Origin of the sequence: Intestinimonas timonensis (assembly GCF_900626145.1) — a bacterium.
In the GTDB taxonomy this organism is placed as follows: domain Bacteria; phylum Bacillota; class Clostridia; order Oscillospirales; family Oscillospiraceae; genus Intestinimonas; species Intestinimonas aquisgranensis.
In genome coordinates, this window is sequence record NZ_LR130817.1 from 1168436 (window position 1) to 1181997 (window position 13562).

At 57.2% G+C, this 13562-nt stretch carries 16 protein-coding genes and 4 pseudogenes; 8 read left to right on the top strand and 12 right to left on the bottom strand.

The genetic code is table 11. The features are described 5' to 3' along the window. Positions 1 to 89 precede the first annotated feature (89 nt). From E0E29_RS12530 to E0E29_RS18255, 3 genes are all read left to right on the top strand, one after another. A complete protein-coding gene (locus E0E29_RS12530) occupies positions 90 to 476 on the top strand; it encodes a replication initiator protein A (protein ID WP_118601879.1) in 387 nt (128 codons plus the stop codon). Then, on the top strand, positions 463 to 864 hold the full coding sequence (locus E0E29_RS12535; protein ID WP_130850121.1) for a cysteine-rich VLP protein: 402 nt from the start codon (positions 463 to 465) through the stop codon (positions 862 to 864). The genes E0E29_RS12530 and E0E29_RS12535 overlap by 14 nt, the downstream gene beginning before the upstream one ends. A 142-nt stretch (positions 865 to 1006) precedes the next feature. Further along, complete coding sequence (locus tag E0E29_RS18255; protein WP_165449897.1) at positions 1007 to 1183, top strand: hypothetical protein; 177 nt, start codon at positions 1007 to 1009, stop codon at positions 1181 to 1183. Positions 1184 to 1312: 129 nt separating this feature from the next. On the opposite strand, the gene E0E29_RS12540 is transcribed toward E0E29_RS18255, so the two are convergent. From E0E29_RS12540 to E0E29_RS12570, 9 genes and pseudogenes are all read right to left on the bottom strand, one after another. After that, the gene (locus E0E29_RS12540) at positions 1313 to 1516 is read right to left on the bottom strand and encodes a type II toxin-antitoxin system Phd/YefM family antitoxin (protein ID WP_130850122.1); all 204 of its coding nucleotides are present in this window, start codon (positions 1514 to 1516) and stop codon (positions 1313 to 1315) included. 43 nt (positions 1517 to 1559) lie between these two features. Continuing rightward, positions 1560 to 2114: a helix-turn-helix domain-containing protein gene (locus E0E29_RS12545; RefSeq protein ID WP_130850123.1), complete on the bottom strand. Its 555-nt coding sequence runs from the start codon at positions 2112 to 2114 to the stop codon at positions 1560 to 1562. Positions 2115 to 2161: 47 nt separating this feature from the next. Then, positions 2162 to 2518: pseudogene (locus tag E0E29_RS12550) on the bottom strand (sigma-70 family RNA polymerase sigma factor); the annotation flags it as partial. Positions 2519 to 2685: 167 nt separating this feature from the next. Continuing rightward, positions 2686 to 3951, bottom strand: a complete 1266-nt coding sequence (locus E0E29_RS12555; RefSeq protein WP_130850124.1) for an amidohydrolase family protein — start codon at positions 3949 to 3951, stop codon at positions 2686 to 2688. A gap of 144 nt (positions 3952 to 4095) precedes the next feature. Then, positions 4096 to 4539, bottom strand: a pseudogene (locus tag E0E29_RS18780) (ATP-binding cassette domain-containing protein); the annotation flags it as partial. 45 nt (positions 4540 to 4584) lie between these two features. Continuing rightward, positions 4585 to 4854, bottom strand: a pseudogene (locus E0E29_RS18785) (ABC transporter transmembrane domain-containing protein); the annotation flags it as partial. Between the two features lie 207 nt (positions 4855 to 5061). After that, positions 5062 to 5643: pseudogene (locus E0E29_RS12565) on the bottom strand (IS110 family transposase); the annotation flags it as partial. A 251-nt stretch (positions 5644 to 5894) separates the two neighbouring features. Then, positions 5895 to 6017, bottom strand: a complete 123-nt coding sequence (locus tag E0E29_RS19030; protein WP_278045155.1) for a hypothetical protein — start codon at positions 6015 to 6017, stop codon at positions 5895 to 5897. Beyond that, positions 6014 to 6481, bottom strand: coding sequence for a MarR family winged helix-turn-helix transcriptional regulator (locus E0E29_RS12570; RefSeq protein ID WP_242622493.1), 468 nt, complete (start codon positions 6479 to 6481; stop codon positions 6014 to 6016). The genes E0E29_RS19030 and E0E29_RS12570 overlap by 4 nt, the downstream gene beginning before the upstream one ends. Before the next feature lie 168 nt (positions 6482 to 6649). Between E0E29_RS12570 and E0E29_RS12575 the strand changes: the two genes are divergently transcribed. Then, entirely contained in the window at positions 6650 to 7561 is a 912-nt protein-coding gene (locus E0E29_RS12575) for a LysR family transcriptional regulator (RefSeq protein ID WP_130850126.1), read from the top strand. 301 nt (positions 7562 to 7862) lie between these two features. Here the strand turns inward: E0E29_RS12575 and E0E29_RS12580 are convergent, their stop codons facing one another. The 3 genes from E0E29_RS12580 to E0E29_RS12590 all read right to left on the bottom strand — a co-directional run bounded on the left by E0E29_RS12580 (position 7863) and on the right by E0E29_RS12590 (position 11041). Then, positions 7863 to 8339: a DUF6465 family protein gene (locus E0E29_RS12580; protein WP_130850127.1), complete on the bottom strand. Its 477-nt coding sequence runs from the start codon at positions 8337 to 8339 to the stop codon at positions 7863 to 7865. Positions 8340 to 8494: 155 nt separating this feature from the next. Then, positions 8495 to 9328: a nucleoside recognition domain-containing protein gene (locus tag E0E29_RS12585; RefSeq protein WP_130850128.1), complete on the bottom strand. Its 834-nt coding sequence runs from the start codon at positions 9326 to 9328 to the stop codon at positions 8495 to 8497. A 45-nt stretch (positions 9329 to 9373) separates the two neighbouring features. Beyond that, on the bottom strand, positions 9374 to 11041 hold the full coding sequence (locus E0E29_RS12590; protein ID WP_130850129.1) for a recombinase family protein: 1668 nt from the start codon (positions 11039 to 11041) through the stop codon (positions 9374 to 9376). 169 nt (positions 11042 to 11210) lie between these two features. On the opposite strand from E0E29_RS12590, the gene E0E29_RS12595 reads away from it, so the two are divergent. The 4 genes from E0E29_RS12595 to larE all read left to right on the top strand — a co-directional run bounded on the left by E0E29_RS12595 (position 11211) and on the right by larE (position 13557). Beyond that, entirely contained in the window at positions 11211 to 11615 is a 405-nt protein-coding gene (locus tag E0E29_RS12595; protein ID WP_423202447.1) for a BMC domain-containing protein, read from the top strand. Positions 11616 to 11623: 8 nt separating this feature from the next. Continuing rightward, positions 11624 to 12055 (top strand): BMC domain-containing protein, encoded by a 432-nt coding sequence (locus E0E29_RS12600; RefSeq protein WP_130850130.1) that lies wholly within the window; start codon positions 11624 to 11626, stop codon positions 12053 to 12055. A gap of 12 nt (positions 12056 to 12067) precedes the next feature. Continuing rightward, complete coding sequence (locus tag E0E29_RS12605) at positions 12068 to 12607, top strand: EutP/PduV family microcompartment system protein (protein WP_130850131.1); 540 nt, start codon at positions 12068 to 12070, stop codon at positions 12605 to 12607. 206 nt (positions 12608 to 12813) lie between these two features. Next, positions 12814 to 13557: an ATP-dependent sacrificial sulfur transferase LarE gene (gene larE / locus E0E29_RS12610; RefSeq protein WP_130850132.1), complete on the top strand. Its 744-nt coding sequence runs from the start codon at positions 12814 to 12816 to the stop codon at positions 13555 to 13557. The last annotated feature ends 5 nt before the right edge of the window (positions 13558 to 13562 follow it).

Genomic DNA, 13562 nt, shown 5'->3' on the forward strand with positions numbered 1-13562 from the left:
CTAATAAGAAATAAATCAAGATACAAAAAATCATCCATCAATCAATCAACACAAAAATGGATGGATTGATGGATGGGATAGGAGGTCAGATGAAAACTTTTTGCAAGCTCACGGCGCAGAGCCCAGCAGCGTCCTATGTTCCGCTTCCGAGGTTCCTTCTCCAAGACGAAGCTCTGCGGGACATCAGCAACGACGCGAAGGTGCTCTATGCGCTGCTGCTGGATAGAGCCAGCATTTCCCGGCAGAACGGCTACGTCGAGCCGGACGGCACGATCCGGCTGTACTTCACCTTGGAGCAGGCGCAGACCAAACTCCACCGCAGCCGCCAGAGCGCCACGCGGATCTTCCGGGAACTGGAGTACAGTGGTTTGATTGTTCGGCGCAAGCAGGGTTTGGGCAAGCCCGCCCTCATTACGCTAAACTACCCAGCGGACGCAAAGCTCATCGCAAAGGAGGGTGAAGATGCACAAGCTTGACCCCATCGAGCGCCTGCCAGATGGCACGCTCTTCCGCCTGACGCCGGGGCAGCTTCGCAGCGTGCGCGGCCTTACAAAGCGCTGCTGCAACTTCTTGGATGGCGACTGCCTGCTGCTGGACGGTGTCTGCCCGCAGTTTATCTCCCGCAGCCTGATCTGCCGGTGGTTTCGCCGCGCCGTGCTGCCTCAGCAGCCGAAGTTGGAACAGGCCATTCTCAGCCCCAAAAAACTCCGCCGCTGCGAAGTCTGCGGCACGGGTATTCTCGCCCGCTCCGGCAGGACAAAATACTGCCTCGCCTGCGCCAAGGAGGTTCACCGCCAGCAGAAGGCAAAATCCGCCCGCAAACGGCGGTCCGGTGTAGACAATTTGGGGGCGAAAAGCCCTTGAATTACAAGCCTTCCCGCACCGCCAAAGCCGCGCGGCAATACGATTTCCCTCGCAGCCACGAAATCGAGTTCTATTTGTCTACATAGCAGCCGGAACACACGCATAGATTGAAGCAGAAAACGCTCTGGAAAGGAGGGCAGCCATGGAAGTATTTCTGATCTTCCCGAAATCAAAGCAGGCGCAGCGGGAGCTTGGGCAGGAGCTGGCGAAGTTCCAGTCCGAGCAAGCGCTGAAATCCATCCAGAAGCTGCCCTGTTCCACGGAGCAGAAGCTGGAACTGGTAGACGCAGCGGTAAAGCATCTGAAAGCGCAGCAATAATACATAGCAAACGAGCAGGCCAGCCTCAACAGCCGGTCTGCCCGTTTTTCATATGCTTCTCGCTGAATTTGGCCCCACAAGGTTTATATAGAGCCGCGCGATGACTTCAAGCTCCCGCTGAGCGCAAGGTCAGTCACGCTGATAGATTGCCTCCAACCGTTTTCTGGATTCCACCAGTGTGTAGGCAGGTGCGCCGGAAAGCCGAGCGGTCTCTGCTGCCTCCAGTTTTGCGCGCAGCTTCAAGGTTTCCTCACGCTGTTCGGCTTTTTCATTTGCCAGATCAGAGATCATGCTGTAGTCGTTGCACAGTGCAGTCGAAGATTTGATAATCATGGATCTGTATCTCCTGAATGATTCTGTAATAATTCTATCGGAATTATTCACAGCTTTCAAGACCCTGCTTGAAATACTTCTCCCATGTGGATTTGAAAATCTGCACGCTTCCCTGTTCCCATCGCTTGAACTTTTGCAGCGGGACGCCAAGCTGCGCTGCATATGCCTTCTGCGTCAAGCCGAGCCGCTGACGTATGGCTTTGATTTGCTCCCCCTGTCCCCGCAGCAGAAACAGGTTATAGTCATCCAGCAAATCCTCCAGCGGCACTTCAAACAGCTCCGCCAGCTTCTCCATATGCTCCTTCGGATAAAAGTCCCGCCCTGCCTCTTCGTAATGGATGTAGGTACTGCGGTCGATGCCCGCATAGTCCGCCGCGTCACGCTGACGAAGTCCTTTTTGATAGCGATACCACCGCAGCTTGTCCGCAATTTCCGTGATCTCAGATGCGTCCGAAAACCGCAGATTGAACTTCTCGGCATCCAAAAACTTATGTGGAAGGACGACCGGGAACTTGAGAATTTGAAGCGGCGCAACTTTTAACGTACCTGCAACATTCGCAGCCAATACATAGCTTCGGACTTTCAGGCGGCAGAACATAGACCATTTTGCCCCAAAAGGTTCATGGTTTTCTACCTCAACTGCCGATTGTTCCGCTGCGATAGTATAGCATTCTCGATACACCGGCTGGCATAGGTGGCCAGTCGGACATTCTTATCCGGCTTAAAAGTCGTTACCCCTTTAATAAGACCAATGGTTCCGATAGAAATAAGGTCATCCTGGTTTCCAGCCTGGGTATAGTATTTTTTGACGATATGTGCCACCAAGCGCAGATTATGTTCAATGAGCTTATTTCTGGCCTCCAGGTCACCTTCCGCATACTCGGCCAGATATCGTCGCTCCTCTTCCGCCTTTAACGGCTTGGGAAATGATCCTCCTCCCTCTGACAGCCGCAGTGAGAAGAACGTACCGTTGAGCATAAGCAGCATCCATGCCATAAACATACTGCCGCCCTCCTTTCCCTGTTCTGTCTATCATTCTATTCTTTCTTTGGCACGTCCTAGCAGAAACAGCAGAAAATCATTCAAACCCAAAAAGTTTTACATGCAGAAAAAGCCTGGAGCACCTCACAGTGCTCCAGGCTTTTTCAAAACGATTTTTTACTTCTATTTTAGAAAAGCCGTTTTCCAGCGGCATATTTGGCAAAGGGCCGGCCATCAGAGAGATAGACCACCCGCTCTAGCCGCTCGGCAAGCGTACACACACGAGTCGTAGGCAGACCAGCGTCATCCATCACGATGGTGTCGAACTCATATCCCGGTTCAAAGCTGCCTACCTTACCGAAGAAGGCCCCACCACCCTTGGTCGCCAGATACAGCGCCTCGGCCATAGTCAGAGCAGGATCACCCTGATCCACCAGCCGCCAGCGCAGCTTGGAGCATTGGATGGCGTCGGTCATAGCCCGGAAGATGGACAAATGCGCTCCGCCGGCCACATCGCTGCCCATGCCTACCCGTTGTCCTTCCCGAAGGAAGGTTCGCACCGGTGCAATGCCCGACGAGACATTCATGTTGGACTGGGGACAGTGGGCAATGAAGACGCCGTTGTTCTTCATCAGTCTCCGCTCCTCTTCCCCACTCCAGACACAGTGGGCCATTACTGTGGGACACCCCTCACCAAAGAGACCGAATCGGGAGTAGGACTCGCCGTAGAAGTGGGTGTCGGGGCATAGCTCGGACACCCACTGGATCTCTGAGCGGTTCTCCGAGAGGTGGGACTGCATGGCCACACCAAACTCTCTCTGCAGAACACCCAGCCCGTCCATGAGTTCATCGGTGCAGCTGGGTGTGAACCGGGGGGTGAGGATGGGCCGTACCATATGAAAATCGCTGCTTTCCTCCAACCAGCGGCGGGTCTCGGAGAGAGACTCCTCCGTGGTTTCACAAAGGGTATCCGGGCTGTTGCGGTCCATATTCACTTTGCCCACAAAGCAGGGCAATCCGGCCTGCTCCAACTGCTCCATCAGCATCAGCGTGGCCGGGCGGTGGATGGTAGCGAAGATGCAGGCTCGTGTGGTGGCGCTGTACTTCAACTGCTCCGTAAAGATCTCATAGGCCCGGCGGGCATAATCCGGATCAGCAAAATGGCTCTCCTCCGGGAATGCATTATGTTCCAGCCAGTCCAAAAGCTCCATATCCATGCCCAGTCCCCGATAGGCGTATTGGCTGGCGTGAACATGCAGGTCGATGAGACCAGGCAGGATGAGTTTTTCTCCAAAATCCTCTACGGGAATGTCCTGATAGCGCTCCGGCAGGGCATCAAAGATTCCGGCTACCACACCTTCCTCACACACCAAATAGCTCCCTGGCCGCAGCTCCAGCTGTCCGCAGACAGGGGTATAGATCACGTTGCCCTTCAAAGCAAAGGTTCGTTCCATGATTCGCTCCTTATTCCGTTTGGGTTTCCTCTGGACACCCTCAGTGTACCACAAACCTTTCTTTTCAGCAATGCGAAAACACTGGCTTTCCGCACAAAGACCCGGCACCATAGTCTGGCGCCGGGTCTTTGCGGCTTTGGTCGATCAGGCTGGCTCTTCAGCAAAATTGCCGGTATAGAGCTGATAATACTTACCCTTTTTCTCGATCAGTTCATCGTGGGTGCCGCGCTTGATGATGCGTCCCTGGTCCATGACCATGATGCAGTCGGCATTGCGGACGGTGGAAAGCCGGTGGGCAATGACGAAGGTGGTCCGCCCGGTCATCAGGGCATCCATGCCGTCCTGGACCAGCTTCTCGGTACGGGTATCGATGGAGGAGGTTGCCTCATCCAGGATGAGTACCGGCGGATCGGCCACGGCGGCCCGGGCAATGGCCAGCAGCTGCCGCTGGCCCTGGCTCAGGTTGGCGCCGTCTCCGGTGAGCATAGTGTTATAGCCGTCAGGCAGGCGGCGGATAAATCCGTCGGCATTGGCCAGGGTAGCAGCGGCCATACACTCCTCATCAGTGGCGTCCAGCCGACCGTAGCGGCGGAAGACTTCGTTGAAAATCTTCATGGTCACCACCATAATGGCCCCCAGCACCACGATCAGGAAGACCACCGCGATGAGGAAGGTGAGGCTCAGCTTGGGGCTGATGATGAGGCACATGATGTAGCTGAAGATCAGCATCAGAGGAGAACGCACCGCGATGCGGATGACCATCATAAAGGCGTTCTGCACGTTGGTGATGTCGGTGGTCATACGGGTGACCAGACCGGGTACGCTGAACTTGTCGATGTTGGAGAAGGAAAAGGTCTGAATTCTGAATATTGTTGTAAATGGCTTCCCGCAGATTGGCGGCAAGGCCGGAAGAGGCGCTGGCCGCCAATTTTCCGGCCGCAGCGCCGAAGGCCAGGCTCAGTAGGGCCATGGCCACCATCAGGATGCCGTAGCGGTATACCACAGGCAGGTTGGCCTGTTCCAGGCCCTTGTCAATGATAAGACCTGCTAAGTATTGTCAAGAAGAAAAAGCAAACATTGTAAGTAGTTGAAAATCGGTGCACCTAGGGGGCGTTCAGAGACGCATTCACAATGCCAAAACTCCGCTACGAAATCCACCCACTTCTCACTTCCGTCTGCACGGGCAGGGCTGTTAAACAGACGATTTGCATTTGGAAAGGTCATATCCAACAAGGAAATCAGATTGTTCTTCAACACAGTCTGCACCTTGGAATACTGTCGGTACTGGCGATAGCAGTTCTTCAGCAACAGCCGAGTATTTTCCTCCGGGATATATCTCGGCAAGGTAAGCCAGCGATCAAGGCCATAGTTCGCCAGCTTTATAGCATCCTTCCGGTCGGTCTTGACACGCCTCAAATCATTGTTCCCGTAGCCATGCACCAGCTTTGCATTGACAACGGAAACATATAACCCTGCGTCGTGAAGCAGCTTTGCCACCGGCGCATGGTAGTTCCCTGTGGCCTCCATGACCACACGAGTCTCACCGTTCAGGCTTTTGAGCCGCCTTGCCAGCTCGCTCAGTTCACTGTCGGTGTGACGCACTTCAAAGGGTGAGATGACAACCTCTCCAAAGGGACGCATGACGGCAATCGTGCTCCTGCCTTTGGAGATGTCAATACCTACAGAGTTCATGTATCTGCCTCCCATACGAATTTGCAACCGGAATCCATCTTTTTTCTCATTGCCGATTCAATCTATTGGGTGACGCGAACTCTATGGCTCAACCTGCTCAAAGCGAACACTGCAATAAGAGGGATGGCTGACAGTCTTATCAACGGACATCTAAGCCCAAGGAGGTGATGGTCAGCCAGTTGCTCCCCTTATTGTAGCTTAGGCATGAGACGGAAAGAAGCCCAGCCGGATGCTGGGCTTCCAACCAATAATTATTGTAATAGGAAGGTGATAAAGGGCAGCAGGATCTCCATGATGACTTCCAAGGTGCACAGCCCGATACACAGGAAGGTATCCCGCTTAAAACGCCCAAGTTGATGCAGTACAGTCCTCACGATTGCGTTGTCTCCTTTCGTCTTTCTTCCGTAAGCGTGGACAAATGCCGCAGCAGCTTTTGCTGCATACCGTCCAGGGTCCGCAGTTCCTCCTCAGAAAAGCAGCCATACAGCTGCCGCTCCGATAGCCGGACGGCCCGTTCCAGCCCTTCTCTGTCCCGCTGGCTCTTTTCCGTGCCGAAAAGGAGCTTCCGCCTGTCATCGTCAGCACAGTGCTCCACTCGGAGATACCCCTTTTCTCTCAGCCGCTTGAGCATGCCCGAAAGGGTTGCCATAGAGTATCCGAAGGTCCGGTGTATGGTCGTCAGAGAAGTTCCCTCCTCCCCGTGGTCCAGAATGTAGAACAGAAGATGCGCCTGTATTGCTGTGATGCCCAACGGCGCTAAGGCACGATTTGTGCACTGTTCCATTTGGATGCAGATCCATCGGTTGTTCCGCAGCAGCTGGCTCTGATCTACCTTCATCATACGTTCACCTTGTTCCAGTTTGTTTGGACGGTAATTATTTGCCACTTACTGTTTTATAGCATAAAGGACCTTGCTTGTTAAATTCAAATATGCTATATTCTATAAAAAAATTTTATTGATTACATCTATCGCACAAAAGGCGGCAGCGCTGTCGGGGAGGTCTTGATGAATACTACACAACTGGAGTGTTTTATGGAGGTGGCCAACTGCCTGAATTTCTCCCGGGCGGCCCAGCGGCTCAACATTACCCAGCCCGCTGTCAGCCACCAGATCAACACCTTGGAAAATGAGTTGGGTGTCAAGCTCTTCCAGCGCACCAGCAAAAGCGTCCGACTGACTCAGGAGGGCTATCTCTTCATCCAATATGCCGGCGAGATTCTGAAGCTTTCCCAAAGCTCGATGGCCCGGATGAAAGAATCCAGCCAGGACGCCCCGCACCGTATGGTCATCGGCTGCCGGAATGTCGCTGAACTGCGCCTTCTCCTCCCCGCTCTGGAACGACTGCGCGTCACTCAGCCTGAAGTGCTGCCCGTGCTGCGCCTTATCCCCTTTGATGCCATGGAAAATCTGCTGGAGGAGGGCACCATTCAGCTCATGTTCTCTTTTCGGAATTCTGCTATGGCAAAAGCGCACTATGTAGAGCTCTGCCACTGCCCCATCAAGTGCATCTGCGCCCCCTCCCATCCGCTGGCCGCCTATGAGAGCGTCACCATCGAACAGCTGCGCTCCTCCGGGCGCATCGCAGTGTGCCGCCCTCCCAGCTGTCCCCCTGATCTCTTCGCCATCCAGACCCAAGCCGTGGGCGGCAGAGCCACCAGCCAGATCCTCTTCTGTGACAATCATGAGGCCATCTTCCCTCTGGTGGCCGCCGGTTACGGCTTCGCTCTCGTCCCGGACTACCCCCACACCCGTATGCCCGAATTGCGCTACCTCACCATTGAGCAGGTGGAACCGCTTTCCTTCGGCGCTGTCTGCTTCCCCCAAAAGAGCGGAACGATCATCCGGCGGTTTCTGGAACTGTTAAAGGCCTGTGCCCGGGAACACGATTTAAATTCTGAGCAGCAAAAAAGGGACTGACCCATAGGTCAGTCCCTTCAGGTTGTCGAAAAAGGGCATATACGTCAGATTTTGTGCAAGAGCCTCGCAGAGTTCCGTCATCCGCAGACGACGGAATCAAGTACAGTCTGTTTTTTCCGGGGACATGTGCCTCGGAAAAAACACTGCTCAGGCCGCAAACGTGCGAGCGAAGCGAGTGCGATGCAGCGGCCTGCATCTTTTCGAAAAAATGCCTGCATTTTTGAGAGAGCCTGTCGACTTTGTCGACAGGCTCAAGGGACTGACCCATAGGTCAGTCCCTTTCCTTACGCTTGTGTTCATATCAGAAGGTCACTTTGCCGGTCTCACTGCCGTTGATGACGTAATAGACAGCTCCATCCTCAGGCTTCACATAGAGCTCCAGAGTCTTGATGGTCTCGCCGGTCCAGGCGGCCTTCACAGCCTCCACGGCCTCCTCCTGGGAGATCTGCTTTCCCTGATACTGGACATACAGCTTCACTTCGGGAGCGGCAGTCTTCCGGGCACCTACAGTACGCTTGCGGACAGTCGTTTTCTCAGCCTTAGCCTTGGCAGCGGCGGCAGCCTTCTCAGCCTTGGCCTTGGCAGCAGCGGCAGCCTTCTCAGCCTTGGCGGCGGCAACGGCGGCGGCCTTCTCCGTCTTCGCAGACGCTGCGGACTTTTCCGCCTTAGGCTCAGCGGCCTTGGATACCTCTACGGGTTTTTCCGCCTTGGAAGCGGTCTTCTGCTCAACCGCAGCCTGGGCAGCCAGAGGCTCAGGCTTCTTGGTGTTACTCAGCATGTCTCTTTTCTCCTCGTTCCGCGGCCTCACGGCCGCTTTTTTATCAATTCCATTTTATCAGATATTTTCCTGTTTTCCATCGGGTGATTCCACTATTTTTCTTGAAATATCTTGGAATTCTCTGTCACTTTGCCCGTATTGCGGGAATTTCATACTCACCCCAGTCCCAGCAAGCGTGCTGCCGAAGCCACGATCAGGCACAACAGTCCTCCCAGCCCAGTGGGTATCAACGCTGCCGCCACGGCCCACCGGACCTTTCCTGTCTCCCGCCATACCGTAAGGCAGGTGGTGGTGCAGGGCCAGTGAAAGAGTGTAAACAGGAGGACACACACCGCCGTCAGCCCAGTCCAGCCGCTGTCTGTCAGGAGCTGCCCCAGCGCCGTCAGGTCCTCAGGCTCTGCCAGCACCCCGGTGGAGAGATAGCCCATGAGGAGCAGCGGTAAAAAGAGCTCGTTGGCCGGGCAACTCAGCAGGAATGCGGTGAGGATCACGCCATCCATACCCAGCAGCTCCCCCACTCCGTCCAGGGCAGCAGCGCACCGGGCCAGCAGGGATATACCCCCAGGAGCCCAGTTGGCACACAGCCAAATGAGCAGTCCCGCAGGCGCAGCCACCGCCGCCGCCCTGCCCAGCACGAAACAGGTCCGATCCAACACTGAGCGCACCACCACCTGCCCCAGCCGCGGTCGGCGATAAGGAGGCAGTTCCATGGCGAAGGCCGAAGGCGTTCCCCTCAGGAGGGTTGCCGACAGCAGTCGGGATACCACCAACGTCCCCGCCACTCCCAGCACCACCAGGCCGGCCAGAGCGCCGCCGGCCACCAGCCCTCCCCCGGCGCAGAACAGGGTCAGGATCGTAATCAAGGTTGGAAAACGCCCATTGCAGGGAACAAGACTGTTGGTGAGAATGGCGATGAGCCGCTCCCGTGGAGAGTCCACGATCCTGCACCCCACCACCCCAGCGGCGTTGCATCCCAGTCCCATGCACATGAAGCCGCCCTTCTGGGATGCATCTCTCTGAACTGTATTATTGCTTTACAGTTCTTTCCCCTCAACAGCATTCGGCGCAGGTACAGCACCGCCATTCCCATTGAGAGAAAGCACCTTCCATGTATTGTGATCCATGGGACCGGTACGTTCCAAAAGCTCCGCCCACTCCGGAACGGGAAAGGCAAAATTGATCTGCAACGGCAGTGTCCCGTCCTCTTCCCGCCCCCCCACTTCTACCGACGCGACCAGTGAAAACAGGAGCCTTTGATCCTCTGCGGGCGCGGACAAGATCTGGTCCAGGATCCGCTCCAACTCTGCCCGAAGGGCAATCAGGTCGATTTCCTCCTCTTGCGGGCAAGCCTCTATTTTCCGGGCAGCCTCCTGCCGGAGGACACGAGTCCGATTCAGCAGCATCCGGAATCGTGTCTCCTCCAATTCCCCCATCAGATGGCTGTCCCATAGCTCCCCCTCCAGCCTGTCCAGACGCCTGAGCTCTGCCTCCAGGGCCGCTTTCCGCTCTCCTCCATGCTCCGGTGCTGCCCGACAGACCAATTTGTCCAGGATCTCCGCACGTGCTTGCGCAGTGAGGGTCACCGATTTCCTCAGAGTCCGGCTCAGCAGGTCTTCCAACACGGGATAATGCATGGCATGACTGCCGCAGGCGGAAGGCCCCTTCCGCTTATAGCGGGGACACACCAGCACGGCGGGCGAGTCCTTCCGCCGGGTACCCGCGGACACCATGGCCCCGCCGCAGGTCCCGCACCGGATCAGCCCCGCCAGCCGGTTCTGAAATCTCCCTGTTCCGGTCCGTCCCTTGCTCCGTCTGGCCGCCAACAGGAATGTCTCCCGGTCCACCAGGGCAGGATGAGTGCCCTCCACCACCGTCCACCTCTCTCGTGGGACTGCCTCCCGAATCTTGGCCTTAAAGGAGGGCTTGCGCGTGCGGCCCTGGGCAGTACAGCCCAGATAGGTTGGATTCCGCAGCAGCTTGGACACTGTGGAGGCCGTCCACACCGGCCCATCCGGCCTGGGACGCTCTCCGGAACGGTGGAGAGCGGGGCAGGCTACTCCCCGGGAGTTGAGCTTATGGGCGATCTCCCCCGGCCTCACCCCCGCCGCCGCCTGGGCAAAGATCTCCCCCACCACCGCCGCCGCCGGCGGGTCGGGCAGGAGCTTGTTTTTGTCCGCCGGGTCTTTCCGGTAGCCGTAAGGCGCCAGGCTCCCCACATACCGCCCCTGGCTCCGGCGGACAGCCAAGGCGGAGCGGATCTTTTTGCTGGCGTCCCGGGCGTACATCTCATTGACCACGTGCTGAAAAGGAGCCAGGCCGTTGTCCGGTCCCTGCGTATCGAATCCATCGTTGACGGCGATATAGCGCACATGCCGGGAGGGAAAGTAGACCTCCGCCAGCTCTCCGGTACGGATATAGTCCCGTCCCAGGCGGCTCAGGTCTTTGGTGAGGATCAGGTCCACCCGCCCTGCCTCCACGTCCTCCAGCAGCCGCTGAAGCCCCGGTCTCCGGAAACTGGTGCCGGAAAAACCGTCGTCTACGTACTCTCCTGCCACTGTCCAGCCGTGGTCAGCGGCATAGGTGCGGAGCAGGGCCCTCTGTCCGCCGATGCTGACGCTCTCCCCCGCCCCGGCATCGTCTCGGGACAGCCGCAGGTAGAGGGCCGCCCGGAGACTCACTGGCCCGCCCGGTACCGCCGCCATACCGCCTCCGTCAACGCTGCGCGCAGGCTGTTCTTCCCGGTACTTCGAACGGTGATCCGGTACCGCTCAACCCCTCTTTTTCCCATCTCGGTCACCTCCTTCCAACACTCTATGCCAGTCGGCCTGTCCCCCTTGCCCCGGTTGACATGTTCCCTTTTGATAGCGTATAATGAGAGCAACCAAATTCATCACCGTGGAGGGACGTGAGCCCATGAGCGACACCAATGATAAGATCCGAATTGTACAGGAGACAGTAGCTGGCAAGGAAATCACCTTTGCACATGTGATCGGCGGACCCGCCCCCATCATCTATCAGAAACTGGGACTCAATCCCTCCATTGACTACGGCTCCGCCGCCATCGGCCTCATGAACCTGACCCCGCCGGAGTCCGCGGTCATTGCCGCCGACATCGCTGTCAAGAGCGGTGACGTCTATCTGGGCTTTGCCGACCGCTTTACCGGCACCGTCATCATCACCGGCGAACTGGCCGACGTCACTACCGCCCTCACCGAGATCGTGGACTACTTCCGGGACACTCTGGGCTACGTGGTCTGCAAGATCACCAAGCGCTGAGGCACGCCATGGGACAGCGAATGACAACGGAGGAGTTCCTGGAAAGGGTCTTCTCCCGCAGCTATGAGGAGCTCAAAGGCAGTGATCTCCGTCTGGTCCGTGTGAAGGTGGTGGGCCGCGAGATTTCTTTGGCCCAGCTCATCGGCGTGTCCGACCGGCGTATCTACGAAAATCTGGGGCTCCACATCGGCACGCACTTGGGAGAGGACCACACCGGTGAGTCCATCGGCCTCCTCCACATCACCCCCTGGGAGGCCACCGTGGCTGCCGCCGACATCGCCATGAAGAGCGGTGACGTAGAGCTGGGCTTCCTGGACCGGTTCAGCGGCGCCGTGATTCTGCTGGGAAACCGTGAAGAGGTCAAAACTGCCCTGCAGAATGTTCTGGACTTCTTCCGGGACGAACTGGGGTTCCCCGTGTGCGAACTGACGGAGCGATAGGAGGTCATCGCCATGAAAAAGCTGTTTCTCATGGGCCGGAGCGAGGCTGGCAAGACCTCCCTCACTCAAATCCTCCACGGCGAGGAGCTCCACTACCATAAGACCCAGTACACCAATACCGACGACGATATCATTGACTCCCCCGGCGAGTATTCCGAAACCAAGCGGTGCGGTTTGGGGCTGGCCTGTTTTTCCTTTGAAGCGGATGTACTTGCCCTCCTGATTGCCGCCGACGAACCCTTCAGTGTTTTTGAGGCCAACTGCCAGTGTTTCACCAACCGACCGCTCATCGGCATCATCACAAAGATCGACTCCCCCTACGCCAATGTGCCCATGGTGCGGAACTGGATGATCAATTCCGGCTGTGAGCGCATCTTTGAGGTGAGCAGTCTCACCAGAGAGGGTATTCAGGATCTCATTGACTATCTGAAGGACGACCCGGTAAAGCTGACTCTGGAAGAGGCCAAAGACAGGCAGAGTCACGGTATCCCCGAGTGGATAGATCCCGCCGAGTGGAAGCGGGAGATGGCCGCCCTCCCCCGCCGGGCTTGACAGGCCATATTGAAATCTGGTACAATAGGCGAGATTTAAGCGGTCAGAAGGCTGCTTCTGGACCCAGAAGGGTCTTTTCCCCGCATTGATCCAGCATCTTCCTATCATATTGTTACCCGCGCAGCGAGAACGCTGCGTTGCGGCCAGAAGGCACGCCAGCTTTGGCGTGCCCTTTTTTGTATTTTCCCGATGAGGAGGACGTCCCCATGACCTTAGCCGAATACTTCAGCACCCATCCCAGAGCCGCCCTGGCCTTCTCCGGCGGTGTGGATTCCGCCTATCTGCTGTGGGCGGGCAAGCACTACGGCTGCGACCTCACAGCCTACTATGTCCACACCGCCTTCCAACCGGAGTTCGAGTTCCGGGACGCCCAACGGCTTGCCCAAGAGGTTGGTGTGCCCATGGTGGTGGTGGAGACCGATATCCTGGCGGTACCCCTAGCCGCCGCCAACGGCCCAGACCGCTGTTACCACTGTAAAAAGGCTCTTTTCACAAAGCTCTGGGAGACTGCCCGCCGGGACGGCCACACCCTGCTGCTGGACGGCACCAACGCCTCCGATGATGCCGGGGACCGCCCCGGCATGAAAGCCCTCCGGGAGCTGGCGGTGGAGTCCCCCTTGCGGCTGTGCGGCCTCACCAAGGCCGATGTCCGGGCGGCCTCCAAAGAGGCCGGTCTCTTTACCTGGGACAAGCCGGCCTATGCCTGCCTGGCCACCCGGGTGCCCACCGGGCAAGCCATCACGAAGGAGGACCTGGCGCGGGTGGAGAAGGCGGAGGACGCCCTCTTTGCCCTGGGATTCACCGACTTCCGGGTGCGGCTCCTAGCCGACGCCGCCCGCATCCAGCTGCCGGAGGACCAGTGGGACAGGGCCGCCGGACAAAGGAAGAAAATTCTGGCCGCCCTGAAGCCCTGGTTTTCCGCGGTCACTCTGGACCTGGAGACACGCTGAGGAGG